Raw genomic sequence first — 14,388 nt, forward strand, 5'->3', positions numbered from 1 at the left:
AGTTGGATCAGACAGAATCAAAAGCAACAGGAACGAGAGTTTTTAGATATGTCATTTGTATCATACTTTGTTTCCTGTCAATCATACCGTTTTATATTTTGGTAATAAACTCAACACTTAAGTCCAGTGATATTCTTACAGGAATAAAGCTTGTTCCTGGATCACAGTTCATCACTAACTTCAAGGGACTTTTAGAGGGTAGTGCTAAGACGAGTGGAGTAAACGTACTTCAGGCTATGCTCAATTCATTGATTATCACAGTACCTGCAACAGCTCTTCAGATCTACTTCGGTTCTCTGACAGCTTACGCAGTTACAGTTTACAATTTCAAGGCAAAGAAGTTTGCATGGGGCTTCATATATGCTATCATGATGATTCCTCAGCAGGTATCTATCGTAGGTTTTATCAAGGTATGTAACCTCACACATATTTATGGTTCATATCTTGCAATGATCATTCCAGCGATCGCAGCACCAACAACTGTTTACTTTATGAAGCAGTACATGGAGACAGGTCTCTCGACAGAGATCGTAGAGGCTGCCAGAATTGATGGATCAGGAGAAATTCATACGTTCAACACGATCGTACTTCCTCTTCTGAAGCCGGCTATGGCAACTCAGGCAATCTTCGGATTCGTTGCATCATGGAATAACCTGTATACACCTTCTATCATACTTGCTACAGAGAGAAAGAAGCAGACAATGCCAATGTACGTTCAGGCGTTAAAGGCAAATGATAAGTCAAGAGATTGGGGTCAGATCTATTGTGGACTTTTCACAACAGTTCTTCCAATTCTCGTAATGTACTTCTTCCTTTCTAAGTATATTATTGCAGGTGTTGCACTTGGTGGTGTAAAGGAGTAATATATATTGTAATCAATTAAATATAATGTAGGTATCGATGACTCTCGGGTTGATCGATACCCACATTATATTATTTTTTTTTCTAACGAGACAATAAGCGAAGAGGACATTTTGAATGAGCGAGATATCAAACAACAGGGAAGAGAGCAGAGAGAATGACAGGGGAAAAGAGAAAGAACCACTTCTGAGACGGGCAATGGATGCGTTTGGAACTATATTTGCACTTAATGTGTGCTTTGTAGTTGGCTGTATACCTATATTTACAGTGGGAGCATCGCTGTCAGCTCTTTATGCTATGTGTATAAGACTGCAGGAGGATGAGGAAGAGACGGTTGTCGCCGGATTTATCCATGAGTTTAAGAGAAACTTTAAACAGTCGACCATAGCGTATTTCTTTATTCTGCTTGCGATATTTGTAATGTATTTTGAATTCCTGCTTGTCAAGAGAGTGACGGGATTCATATCTACATTCTACACAGGAATTCTTGTGACAGAACTTATATTTATGGGACTTATTGTTCCGTTTTTGTTCCCATTGATAGCCAGATACAACAATAAGCTGGGAACCACGGTGAGAAACTCACTGGCTTTGGCTATCACATATAAGGGATCATGGTTAAAAGTATTTATCGCATGGTTTGCACCTATATTTATATGCGTGAGATACCCTATTATATTTGTGAATATATGGTACCTGTGGGTTTTATTCATATTTGGTGCGATTGCATACGGAACCAGTACGACGATGAGGAAGATATTCAGACTCAACGAGAAGAAACTGGAGGAAACCGCCCGAAAAGCCGAGGAAGAGGCGAAGAAGGCAAAGGAGGAGGCTGAAGCTGCTGCGAAACTGTTAGAAGCCGAGGCTGAAGCTGAAGAAAAGAATAAAGAGGATACAGGGAATAAAGAAGACTTGGATTCGGAACAGGCATAAAGCCTGAAGATAGTGATATTTCCCATAAAAGAGGTTAAAGAGAAATCTTTAACCTCTTTTTTTATGAAAAAGTGTCACATTTATGATAATGTAATCGTTATATATAGTGAACGTTCAAAAAGACAGAATATCAAGGGGTGTTCATGGCGGGGAACACATGAAAAAGGATAGGGAAATTATGCATAATGATAAGAAAGACAGCGAATTGATAGCAGAATATTATGACAAGTACGAACAGAAGTTATACAGGCTGTCGTATGCCGTATTGGGAGATATATGGCAGGCGGAGGAGGCTGTACAGGAGACATTTCTGAAAGTCATAAGATACAGGAATATGATAAAAAGGATGCCGGAGGAGAAGAGATCGGCGTACATAACCAAGACTGCAAGAAATATCGCTGTTGATATGTACAGGAAAAATAAAAGAGATAAAGAGGCTGTGTGCAGTCTGCAGGGGGATGACGATTCCTCGGAACTTGCAGACAACATCCTGTGGAGTCATGCCGATCCGTCGGTGAAGAGCAATATGGCTGATGAGGTGGAGAACAGGCAGTTGATAACAGGCATACTTGGAAGATTATCTGATGATGATGCCCTAGTGCTCCAGCTAAGGATAGTGCGGCAGCTCAGTGTAAGAGAGACGGCTGATCTGATGCGGCTGACAGAGGCTGCGGTCCGGAAGAAATATGAGCGCGCAGTAAAGAGAGCGCGAAAACTGCTGATGAAGGAGATGATGCTGGATGGAGAATAGGAATATGGAGAATGTTGATAACGCGGACAATACGGATAATATGGACAAGCTGTCTGAACATGAATTTTCGGCAGAATACAAAGCTAAAAAGGAAAGTCTGCTCGCCGGAATGAGAGACATGGAGGAGTCCGGCAGACCGACAGGCCTCAGGAAAAGACATGGAGGAATGGAGAGATTTATCAAGGTTGCAGCACTGCTGCTGTGTGGTGTGATCCTTATACCGGTATCGATCCATGCTGCGGTCAGCGTGTATAGATTTACGATCGAGAAGAATGGTGGTTATGCAAGTGGAACGATAGAGCTCAATGACGATGGTGTTGCCACAGCTGCAGATGACACCGAGAGCACGGAGACTCTGGACGCGATGAAAAAGAGGATGGCGGAGGAAGAAGAAAATGGAACACAGAGCATAATGAAAGGAAGCGATGGTAATTCATACATGATAAATTCGGGCAAAAGATACGTGGAGATCACTCTTGATTATCTGCCGGAAGGCGTGGTTCAGGTCGAGGAAAGTAAGTATGACAGCCCGGACAGGAAAGGATATATGGGAATATCCATAGCGGCAACCCAGTGGAATGGACAGTCGAATACTGTGATAAACCGAAGCATCGAGGATGCCACAGTCAGACAGGCGGGAAGTTATGAGTACCTGTTGTTTGAGAGGGGAGGAGTTGATTGGGGATTTGATAGAGTGCTGTACGTTCCGATAAAAGAAGAGTCCGTTATTCTGACTGTGTATATCGGCTGCGATATAACGGATGAGGAGCTGGACAAGATCGTGACCGGAATAAATGTCAAGGATGCTGAGGGCGATGATCCATCTAACTGGGTCGGAGTTGACTCAACATTTTATGATGACAATCCGGATAATGTTGATACGATCCAGGTGGATGACAAGTACACATTTATAGGATTGGACGAGCCGTTTGTTGTGGATGGCGTAGAGATGACGGTAAACAGTGTGAACGTATACGATGACACCCAGGGAATAGATCCTGCGGATATGCTCTATGTTGTGGGAGATCTCGAGGAGAAAGGTCTGGTGGATACGGACGGAAACTTTGTGGATGTCAGATGTCGGAGGATGAACGAAGCGACAGATAACAGCTTTACAAGCTGGGGAGATTATAATAACAGCAGCTTGCGGATGGTTGCGGTGGATATCACATATAAAGCGGACTACAGAGCATATCCGTATGACTATATAGTTATAGATCTTGAGAGGGGAGAAAAACTCTCGGGGGACAAGCTGGCGCCACCGGTTGACACGAATTATTATTGCGGAGATGGTGAGCCTCGTGCGAGTTATGAAAGACGGATGACATATGGAGTACCTGCGTATGTAGTAGATGACGGCACAGAGATTGCTGAAAAGAGCGTGGATGGCTATTGCTGCCTGAAGAGGGATGGCGAAGAACATTTGCTGACGGTGTATTTCCTTGTTGACGAGAGTGAGCTTGAGGATTGTTACATGCAGGTAAGTCCGAGCAGTTCAATGGCAAGTTATTATGAGTATATGACAATATATCTTGGTGAAGGAGAGTAAATATGAGGAAAAGAAGATGGATGATATGTGCAGCTTTGGTTTGCCTTGCGATGGCGTGCGGTGGCTGCGCGGATAAGAAAAAGGAAGCAAACACGGCGGTCATAGAGGGCGATGATATCAAGGAATACAGCAGCGGAACGGACACGTCCGGGGACACCGAGAAGGATGCAGATTATGATGACAGTGTGGGCGGACTTGCCAGAACACTCAGCATTCCGACCAGTGTAAGTGTTGATATTCCTGTTGAAAATTGCGGAACTTTGGAGTCTGCAAGCATCAAAGCGTCGGAGATCAAGACTCCGGATGCCGATAAGATGTATACGAAGAAGTTCACCATGGGCAGCATAGGAGCTGAAGACAGGGAGACGATACTCAAAAGCATATTTGACGAGGAGGATGGAGTTTTCGAGTATCCATATGATATGAAGGACAGTGTGACACAGGAGCAGAGAGATGAACTGTTCGCTCATAAGGGTGCCGATGTGGATTATAGCAAGGATTATTTTATTGGGAAGATAGATGGAGTTGAATACATACTGTATTTTTATGATCTGTCGTGGATATCAGATGAGGGATTTTCTATCCAGCTTGCGGTGACGGATCCTGTCCCTGAAGATATGGCGGACAAGGGTGCGACATTCACAGAGTATACTTCATGGGATCCCGCAGACTTAATAACTGCAAATGAAGGTAATCCGTCGGATGTTCAGAATGATGAAACCAATATGAGTGGCATGGACGAGGATGCCGGAATGGTAAAAGCACTGGACTACATGGACAAATGGGGCTTTAAGGATGTGGTTCCAACATCGCAGTCGGAGCTTTACCGTCAATATAGTGATGAGTATGGAGAGGTTGTAGGATATGAGAAGGATGGATACTCTGTGACATTTCAGGCGTCCGTGAATGGACAGCCGCTATATCAGCCGGATGCATTTGGCATAGACACCATCTCAAACCAGAAGAAGGCGGAGGACAGTGGTTCGTTTTCTGCAGAGAAATACTACTACACGGAGCAGTCCACATACAGTATCGCATTTACAGGAGAGAAACTTACGGGATTTACATGCACCTGGCCGATGAAGTCCGCGGGGGATATTCAGGATGCAGGGACACTGATCACCTGGGATTCTGCGGTGACAAGCCTCAAGGGAGTCATGGAGAGCCACTTTGCGGATTATACCGGATATAATTCGGTGGAGTTCAACGATGTGAGACTCACATATTTCAGGATAAAGACAGGGGACGGCGAGTATGAGGCTATACCTGTGTACTCATTTGCACAGTTGGATTCGGATCATTCCGACACTTACCCGATACAGCTTGTACTGATAGATGCGAGGGATGGAAGTGAGGTCAGCATGGTTCAGGATGAGGCGAGATTCCTGAATAAATAGACCGCAAATGAGTTGCATATTTGGCTGTGTAATTGTGCATGTCTGCTTGACAACAGAGAGCGTACATAAGTATAATTAATTGCGATAAAATAAGTCATATTGACTATATTAGGAAAGGAAAAACATCGGTTTCGGTGTTGCAGAGGGTTTATATGGTTTACAGTGTTACGGTTACACAGCTTATAGAGAAGATGGATCTCAAGAACCATACTCCGGAGATCGATACGGATAAGATACTTATCCAGGATCCGGGTATGAACAGACCGGCAGTACAGTTTGGTGGATTCTTCGAACACTTTGATGCGGGAAGAATACAGATTTGTGGTAATGTTGAGCATGCCTATGTGGCAGCTATGCATACTGAGGAGGAAAACAAGCGCATTATGGATGAGTTCTTCTCATACAAGCCGCCATGCCTTATATTCTGCCGAGGTCTTGAGCCATATCCATTTATCATAGAGATGGCGAAGAAGCACGGGGTTCCGGTACTCACATCCGATGCGGTCACATCTGCATTTGTACATGAGGTGGACAGATGGCTGCATGTGGAGCTGGCTCCAAGAATATCGGTGCATGCGGTTCTTGTCGATGTATACGGCGAGGGCGTACTGATCATGGGTGAGAGCGGAATCGGTAAGTCGGAGGCGGCGCTGGAGCTTCTGAAGAGAGGACACAGACTTGTTGCGGACGATGTGGTTGAGATCAAGAAGGTCAGCGATGCGACTCTTGTAGGAAGAGCTCCTGACATAACGAGGCATTTTATTGAGCTCAGAGGAATTGGAATAATAGATGTGAAATCACTGTTTGGTGTTGAGTGCGTTAAGATAGATCAGAATATCGATCTTGTCATCAACCTGGAGGAGTGGAGCAAAGATACAGAATACGACAGACTCGGACTTGAGGACAATTATATGGAGTTCCTGGGAAATAAGGTGGTAAGTCACAACATACCAATCAGACCGGGAAGAAATATCGCGATCATAGTTGAGTCGGCGGCTGTAAACCACAGACAGAAGAAGATGGGATACAATGCAGCTCAGGAGCTTTACAACAGAGTTACACAGAATATTATGAAGGGCAACGGCGGTGGAGACAAGCAGTAGATGACTGCCGGCCGTGATATTACAATAAAAAGCGGAGAATGTGGAAGGAGAAAAAACATGGCTAAGTATGTATTTGGAGTTGATGTTGGAGGAACTACAGTAAAGATGGGACTTTTTACCGTTGAGGGCGAACTGCTCGACAAGTGGGAGATCAAGACCCGCACAGAGGACGGTGGAAAGAATGTTCTTCCGGACATTGCTGATTCTATAAAGGAAGTTATTGAAAGCAAGAAGCTTGCAAAGGAAGATGTTGAGGGTGTTGGAATCGGAGTTCCGGGACCTGTCAAGGAGGATGGAACGGTTCTCAAGTGTGTAAACCTCGGATGGGGAATACTGAATGTTGAGGACGAGCTGGAGAAGCTGGTCGGATATCCTGTAAAGGCTGGAAATGACGCAAATGTCGCTGCGCTCGGAGAGATGTGGCAGGGCGGTGGCAAGGGCCACAGCAATCTGGTAATGGTAACACTTGGAACAGGTGTTGGCGGCGGAATCATACTCAACGGCAAGATGCTGTTCGGCGTGAATGGTGCCGGCGGTGAGATCGGACATATATGTGTTGACGATTCAGAGACTGAGACATGTGGATGCGGAAACAAGGGATGTCTGGAGCAGTACACATCTGCAACAGGCGTGGTAAGACTTGCGGGCAGAGCTATGGCAGCTTCAGATAAGAAGTCAACTCTCCGTGAGCTCGAGGCTGTTACTGCAAAGGATGTATTTGACGCAGCAAAGGCAGGAGACGAGCTTGCACTTGAGATAGTTGATACACAGGCACGTATCCTGGGTCGTGCGCTTGCACAGATAGCATGTGTAGTTGATCCTGAGATATTTGTAATCGGTGGAGGCGTGTCAAAGGCGGGCTCCATACTTACAGATTCAGTAAAGAAGTATTTCGAGCATTATGCATTCCATGCATGCAGACAGACAAAGTTCGCACTTGCACAGCTTGGCAATGATGCAGGTATTTATGGAAGTGCATGCAGCATGCTTGGAAGGTAATTGACCTGAATGTAATTTCGGTAAAATTTACCAGTAGAATTTGTGAAAATATCCAAAGGTTTTGCGAAAGATGGTAAATTTATATTAAATTTTAATATTGAATTATAAAAGTCTTTAATGTATGATGAATTTAATGGTGATGAATAGTGCCGTAAAATCCAATATATTAAAGACTTTTATTGTGTATGTTAAGAAAAAAGCAGTTTTCTGTGACAGGGGGTGCTTTTACTTTTGTTTTAAAATACATGCACATGTGAATAAAATATAGAAGACAGATTGTATGAGGTTGACATGTCAGATTTAGATATATTGAACAGTATTCGAGAGATAACCGGAGAGAAGAATGCAAGCGCAGATGAGGTGATGAGCGCACACACTACCTTCAGGGTGGGCGGTCCTGCCGACTATTTTGCGAGTCCTTCTGATGCAGATCAGGTTGTGGGGATTATAGAACTTTGTCGGAAATGTGAGATACCGTATTTTGTCCTTGGTAATGGCAGTAATCTGCTTGTGTCGGATGCTGGCTACAGGGGCATGATAATCAATATAATGGACAATATGAATGGGATAACAGTTGATGGTGATGTGATAACAGCCCAGGCCGGGGCAAAGCTGGTGAGAGTCAGCAGACTGGCAAGGGATAATTCGCTGACCGGTCTTGAGTTTGCTTCCGGGATTCCCGGTACTATAGGCGGTGCGGTGTATATGAATGCGGGAGCTTATGGCGGTGAGATGAAGGATGTTGTCACCAGTGTCAAGGTGATGGATGCCGATGGACATATATATGATATGTCATCGGATGAACTGGATTTTTCGTACAGACACAGTGCTGTGGAGGCTGAGGGGCTCATAGTTCTTGAGGTTACCATGAAGCTGGCAGCAGGTGTGCAGCAGGATATAGATGACAGAATGAAGGAATTGTCGGATTCCAGAAGAACAAAGCAGCCGCTTGAGTATCCGTCGGCGGGCTCTACATTCAAGAGACCTGAGGGATATTTTGCGGGTAAACTTATAATGGATGCAGGACTCAGGGGATATTCTGTGGGAGGAGCACAGGTGTCCGAGAAGCACTGCGGATTTGTTGTGAACAGGGGCGGTGCAACCGCTGCTGATGTGGCAGGTCTGATCCGTGATGTACAGAAGAAGGTTATGGATCAGTTTGGCGTGATGCTGGAGCCTGAGGTGAAGATGCTTGGCGATTTCTAGCATTCAGTGAGACAGGGAGAACAGAGCATGAGATTTGTTATTGTGACAGGAATGAGTGGAGCAGGAAAGGCAACGGCGCTTAAGACGCTTGAGGATGCCGGATTTTTCTGTGTTGATAATCTGCCTATCCAGCTCATAAAAAGATTTGCCGAGATCGCTTATGATGAGCAGATCCAGGTGGATGATGTTGCTATCAGTGTTGATATCAGAAGTGGAAGGGCTTTGTCACAACTCAATTCGTGCCTGGCGGATATCAGAAGAGAGGGCATGAATTATGAGATCCTGTTCATTGAGTGTTCCAATGCAACTCTGGTAAAGCGTTATAAAGAGACTAGAAGAAACCATCCTCTTTCGGTCAAGGGTGGGCGAATAATAGATGGAATAAACAAGGAGCGTGAGCTTATCGGCTTCCTCAAGGAGGAGGCTGATTATATAATCGATACTACCAACCTCCTTGTGAGAGAGTTTAAGGCGGAGCTTGACAAGATATTTGTGCAGAATGAAGAGTATTCGAATTTCATAATTACGGTCATGTCATTTGGCTTTAAGTATGGAATACCGAGGGATTCTGATATAGTTCAGGATGTGAGATTTCTGCCTAATCCGTACTATGACCTTGAACTCAGGGAGAAAACGGGAAACGACAAAGAGATACAGGACTATGTTATGAACTGCAAGGAGGGCCCTGAGTATCTGGAAAAGTTTATAGATCTGATAACATTTTTGATACCGAATTATATCAAGGAAGGCAAAAATCAGTTGGTCATTTCCATCGGCTGCACAGGCGGAAAACACAGATCCGTCACGATAGCCAATGCTGTCTATGCCCGTTTGCAGAAGTCAAAGTATACAGTGAGGATAGTTCACAGGGATATTTTGAAGGATTCAATAGTCAAGAAGTTGTAGCATGTAATAACAGATAGTATAGCAGGTGGAATATGTCATTTTCTTCAGACGTTAAGATGGAGCTGGCAGGGAATGTTCCGGGAGCGAGGCATTGTCAGATAGCTGAGCTGGCTGCGATGATTTCAATGGTGGCATATGTGAGATATTGGGCTGGCAGACCGGCCGGGCTGGTGATAGTTACAGAGAGAAGTGTTATCGCAAAGGAGATAGCTTCCCTGATAAAGAGGCTGTTCAGATATATTCCGGACTCAAGTGTAAGAAGGACCGGAGCTGACAGCAGAGTATACAGGATGGAGATCAATTCTCCAGAGATTGTCAATACGATACTGATGACCTTGAAGATAGAAAACGAACATGAATATGAGGGACTGATACAGTGTCAGCTCATGAAGGTCAGCAGGATGGATGTTCAGCAGGATTGCTGCAGGAGAGCATATATAAAAGGAGTGTTCATGACCTCGGGATCGATCAGTGATCCGAACAAGGGCTACCACATGGAGGTGGTGTGCGAGAACGAGGGAAGGGCACAGTTCATACAGGAGATAATAAAAGGATTTGGAGTGGAAGCCCGCATAATACAGCGGAAGAAATACTACGTCGTCTATCTGAAGGATGGGGAGATGATAGTTGATATGCTTGGGATAATGGGCGCACACATATCCCTGATGAATATGGAGAACATAAGGATCAGGAAGGATATCCGTAACAATATCAACCGCAGGGTCAACTGTGAGGCTGCAAACCTCAACAAGACCGTGAGCGCTGCCGTAAAGCAGATGAATGACATTAATTACATAATAGAGACAAAGGGCATAGGATATCTGCCCGATAACCTTCAGGAGCTGGCGCTTGCCAGACTGGAGAATGAGGATGCTTCCCTTAAGGAGCTTGGTGAGATGATGACGCCGCCGATCGGTAAGTCGGGGGTTAATCATAGATTAAGAAAAATAAGTGAGATCGCAGAAGAAATGCGGGGCTGTTGATGAGCCCAAGGAGGATGTAATGATCGAAAAGACAGTTGTTGTATCAATGATGGGAGAGGCAGAGGAAAGACCTGTTGCAGTTCTTGTACAGGTTGCAAGTCAGTATGACAGCAAGGTTCACCTTGTTACCGGAGATAAGAGAATCAATGCTAAGAGCATTATGGGTATGATGAGCATGAGCTTCGAGAATGGCAGTGAGCTCACTATAGTTGCAGACGGCGCCGACGAAGAGGCAGCAGTCAATGCACTTTCAGAATATCTGACAAAAAACAATAAGTAATTTGGATGATTTATTGCACCTCGGATGTGTATGTGGTAAAATAAATTTATCAATGGACATTTGTCGGAGGAACAGGATATGGGATTTTTTGACGGATTATTAAAGAAGATACCATTCGTATCCAGATTTTCCAAAAAGAAGGAACCGGTCAACAATGTGGAGCTCCAGTTCAACAAAGCCATGAACCTTATGGACAACGGAGATGCTGAGGAATCAGTAAACATACTTGAACAGGTTGCAGACATAGGAATAATGGATGCGCAGTATAAGTCATATGGGGATGATGCTCTTCTTGCACTTGCAGAGTTTTATGAGAAGGGAAAGTACCGCAACGCAGTTGTGGATGTGAATCTGAACAAGGCTACCAAGTATTACGAGAAGTATGTGAATCAGAACCATGACGGCGATGTTATATTCAAGCTTGCCAAGATGCTTCTGGAAGTCCAGAACTTCTCAAAGGCCATCAAGTATTATGAGCTTGCAGCCACAGATTACGGTATAAAGGCAGCGTATATGAGCCTTGGTTCGATATATGAGAGCGGACTTAACAGAGTGGATGAGTATGGCAACAAGAGTGATTATGTCGTACCTATCGATCTGGACAAGGCCATGATGTGGTACAAGAAACTCGCTGATACCGGCGATGCCAAGGCGAAGGCTTCATACGAGAGAGTTGAGTACATTAGTACCCACGGTGACAGCCTTGAGTTCGAGGAGAAGGACAAGCTGTACACGGATATAGCAGAGGCCAGAAAGGCAAAGGGAAAGGAGCCACGTTACAAGGTTATCGAGGCTTCAAGACTTCAGTATCAGTACACATATGTACATGATCAGGTTGAGGGATTCATCCACAAGCTTCCAAAGGGCTGGGTGAAGACGATCAACGAGTCAACAGGTGAGGAGTATTACGCACCAAGTCTTACATATAAGGATTTTGCAATGTATGTATATTATGACAGTGTGCCAAAGGATTCCAAGATGACTCTTGAGAATTACCTGAGATACTGTAACGATGCGTTTGACGAAGAGCTGCAGCTCAAGGCGTATGTCACAGAGTATGCAGATGGAATATGTACAACTTACTATCACAAGGACATGGAGAAGGGAATCGTGTCATTTGCCTTCTATCATGGACGTAGACTGGCATGTATGAGATTCGTGTGTGCTACAATGGAGATCATAGAGCAGTACGAGGAGATCATATTTGAGACAGCCAACTCATTTGCGTTTGTAGATCCTACGCTGGCCAGTGACCACAGTGCCAACAGAAAGGATATGCAGTATTATAACGAGGCTATATACTGCTACTACCTTGAGGATTATGAGGGCGCCATGAGAGCCGCAAAGCAGGCTCTTAAGCTTGGAAGCATAAAGGCAAGTTACCTTCTGATAGAGCTGTACTACGATGAGGACAGCCCATACAGGGATGTTGAGAAGACTATAAGTTATGCAAAGCAGTTGTTTGAGGCAACTAAGGATCCTGAGCTTGCATTCCTTCTTGGAATCGTATATGACCAGCAGCTCAAGGATTATGTGAAGGCAGTTAACTGGTATGAGAATGCAGAGCGTCTTGGACACAAGAGAGTTGCATTCTATCTTGGAAGAATATATTATTACGGTCTGCTCAGAACGAAGAGAGACGGAGTCAAGGCACTGTCTTACTTCAAGAAGGCCAGAGAGAACGGTATTCAGGAGGCTGAGGGCTATATCAAGGATCTTGAGGATCTCAAGGGAGAGGACCTTCAGACGGCTGTTGAGAAGTGGGAGCGTGCAGTGGAGGCCGGAAGCGAGTCAGCGGCTATCAAGATAGCCATGATGAAGCAGAGACAGATCTTCTACATTGCAACACCATATGAGATTGAGAAGGCTTATCTTGAGGCACTTGGTCTTGGAAGCGCCCGTGCCGGATATGAGCTCGGAAGAATCTATCAGGTACAGGAGAAGCAGGATAACTACAAGGGCGAGATCAAGAGTATCAAGTATTTCGAGAAGGCGTTCAATGCGAACTTCGATGACTGGGATAAGGAGAACTTATTTAAGGTTATTAATTACAAGGTTGAGAAGGGCCTGGCCAGCGATGAGGCGGTCAAGCTGTACATAGAGAATGCAAGTATGGGATATGTTCCGGCTATAGAGAAGCTTATCGGACTTGTGCCTACAACTACCCAGCAGATATGGAGCCTGTACGACGCTCTTATCGATCTTGCTGAGACCGGCGATGAGTCAGCGATAGTTGCGATGAACAAGCTGGAGATGAACTATGTAGATCTCATACTCAGAGAACCTGCCAAGGGACAGAAAGTTGTGGAGAACAAGTTCTTCAGACTCTGTGTTCCAAAGGAATGTAACGCAGTCATCAACGATGATGGCGGTACTATAAAGATGGCTGATTCAGTCGTTGAGTTTGCAGTTGCCGAGATGCCTGTCAATGCTACGGCAGAGCAGGATTACCTGAAGATCTACAAGCTGATAGTTTCAGAGTATCTGCCTGATGAGAATGCGGATGTCATCATTGCCAACTCAAGAATGATCGGATCTGCAATAAGGGCTTCAAAGGATAACGTACATACATTCAGCATCCTTCTGATAAGCTCCAAGAACCAGTACATATTTAAGTTGAGTTCTAAGGACAGACGTCAGATGATGCAGTTCAAGGATGTCGTAGTTGCAATAGCCAAGTCTCTTGTTGAGACAGGTGAGATCTACAAGGCGACAGAGGAGGGCAAGAAGAATATCGGTCTTGCATTCCTGCTGAAGGCTAATGAGAGTGGATTCCTGTCAATCGGCAAGGGTGAGTAATACAACAGGATATCAATTAGATCAGAATGATCCCGGAGGACATATCTCCTCCGGGTTTTTTACCCCATAGGGATAGAGAAAGGGAGCATATTATGCCGGGACTTAACAAGAGAGAGCTCACGAGCAAGCCTTTGAGAATGGATTCCAGAATGGCTAGGGATTTGGAGAGATTATCTGATTATACCGGTTATTCTCAGAATGAGATCATTCTCATGTCCATAAAGAAATATCTGTTTGAAAATCGTGGGTATTTCCTGCGGGATATGGTGGAGGAGAAGTGCCTTTCGCGCATTGAGAAGGAAGTAAGGATCATGCGTGGAGAGACCCATCTGAAGTATGGAGACATGACGGTGGATGTGATGAAGTCAGAGAATGCAAATGGTAATATCAACTTATATGTAGCGACTATAAGACTTCGCAATAAGCTTGGAGAGATATTCTATGAGGATGTACAGGAGCTGGATATGTCGGGAAAAGACTGGGAATATTATAAGGAGTTCCTGTATGAGGTTGTGATGAAGTACATGGATATCGATGAACCAGCACTTAAGACGTATTTCAGGGAAAAATTCCTGTATGAATAGTATAAAGTGATAAAAAATCAGAGAGTGCAATGAT

General features: G+C 44.6%; 13 protein-coding genes. All 13 read left to right on the forward strand.

The window, feature by feature from the left end; translation table 11 throughout:
- The first annotated feature begins 2 nt into the window (after positions 1-2).
- The 13 genes from DW159_RS00360 to DW159_RS00420 all read left to right on the forward strand — a co-directional run bounded on the left by DW159_RS00360 (position 3) and on the right by DW159_RS00420 (position 14,354).
- Positions 3-863 carry a carbohydrate ABC transporter permease gene (locus DW159_RS00360; protein ID WP_117548555.1) on the forward strand — a complete coding sequence of 287 codons (861 nt, stop codon included), beginning with the start codon at positions 3-5 and terminating at the stop codon, positions 861-863.
- 115 nt (positions 864-978) lie between these two features.
- Positions 979-1,797 carry a YesL family protein gene (locus DW159_RS00365; protein WP_117548556.1) on the forward strand — a complete coding sequence of 273 codons (819 nt, stop codon included), beginning with the start codon at positions 979-981 and terminating at the stop codon, positions 1,795-1,797.
- Positions 1,798-1,975: 178 nt separating this feature from the next.
- Positions 1,976-2,548, forward strand: a complete 573-nt coding sequence (locus DW159_RS00370) for an RNA polymerase sigma factor (protein ID WP_117548557.1) — start codon at positions 1,976-1,978, stop codon at positions 2,546-2,548.
- A complete protein-coding gene (locus DW159_RS00375; RefSeq protein ID WP_117548558.1) occupies positions 2,538-4,097 on the forward strand; it encodes a hypothetical protein in 1,560 nt (519 codons plus the stop codon). The genes DW159_RS00370 and DW159_RS00375 overlap by 11 nt, the downstream gene beginning before the upstream one ends.
- A 2-nt stretch (positions 4,098-4,099) precedes the next feature.
- Positions 4,100-5,494 carry a hypothetical protein gene (locus tag DW159_RS00380; RefSeq protein ID WP_117548559.1) on the forward strand — a complete coding sequence of 465 codons (1,395 nt, stop codon included), beginning with the start codon at positions 4,100-4,102 and terminating at the stop codon, positions 5,492-5,494.
- 152 nt (positions 5,495-5,646) lie between these two features.
- Positions 5,647-6,597, forward strand: a complete 951-nt coding sequence (gene hprK / locus DW159_RS00385) for an HPr(Ser) kinase/phosphatase (RefSeq protein ID WP_015533291.1) — start codon at positions 5,647-5,649, stop codon at positions 6,595-6,597.
- 57 nt (positions 6,598-6,654) lie between these two features.
- Positions 6,655-7,596 carry an ROK family glucokinase gene (locus DW159_RS00390; protein WP_120000313.1) on the forward strand — a complete coding sequence of 314 codons (942 nt, stop codon included), beginning with the start codon at positions 6,655-6,657 and terminating at the stop codon, positions 7,594-7,596.
- 291 nt (positions 7,597-7,887) lie between these two features.
- Positions 7,888-8,802, forward strand: coding sequence for a UDP-N-acetylmuramate dehydrogenase (gene murB / locus DW159_RS00395; protein WP_117548561.1), 915 nt, complete (start codon positions 7,888-7,890; stop codon positions 8,800-8,802).
- Between the two features lie 27 nt (positions 8,803-8,829).
- Complete coding sequence (gene rapZ, locus DW159_RS00400; protein WP_015533288.1) at positions 8,830-9,708, forward strand: RNase adapter RapZ; 879 nt, start codon at positions 8,830-8,832, stop codon at positions 9,706-9,708.
- 32 nt (positions 9,709-9,740) lie between these two features.
- A complete protein-coding gene (gene whiA, locus DW159_RS00405; protein WP_117548562.1) occupies positions 9,741-10,691 on the forward strand; it encodes a DNA-binding protein WhiA in 951 nt (316 codons plus the stop codon).
- 19 nt (positions 10,692-10,710) lie between these two features.
- Positions 10,711-10,971: an HPr family phosphocarrier protein gene (locus tag DW159_RS00410; RefSeq protein WP_117548563.1), complete on the forward strand. Its 261-nt coding sequence runs from the start codon at positions 10,711-10,713 to the stop codon at positions 10,969-10,971.
- Between the two features lie 78 nt (positions 10,972-11,049).
- Positions 11,050-13,770: a tetratricopeptide repeat protein gene (locus DW159_RS00415; RefSeq protein WP_117548564.1), complete on the forward strand. Its 2,721-nt coding sequence runs from the start codon at positions 11,050-11,052 to the stop codon at positions 13,768-13,770.
- A 92-nt stretch (positions 13,771-13,862) separates the two neighbouring features.
- Positions 13,863-14,354 carry a hypothetical protein gene (locus DW159_RS00420; protein ID WP_117548565.1) on the forward strand — a complete coding sequence of 164 codons (492 nt, stop codon included), beginning with the start codon at positions 13,863-13,865 and terminating at the stop codon, positions 14,352-14,354.
- Positions 14,355-14,388: the final 34 nt, after the last annotated feature.

The organism is Coprococcus sp. AM14-16, from assembly GCF_003434675.1.
Taxonomy (GTDB): domain Bacteria; phylum Bacillota; class Clostridia; order Lachnospirales; family Lachnospiraceae; genus Coprococcus; species Coprococcus aceti.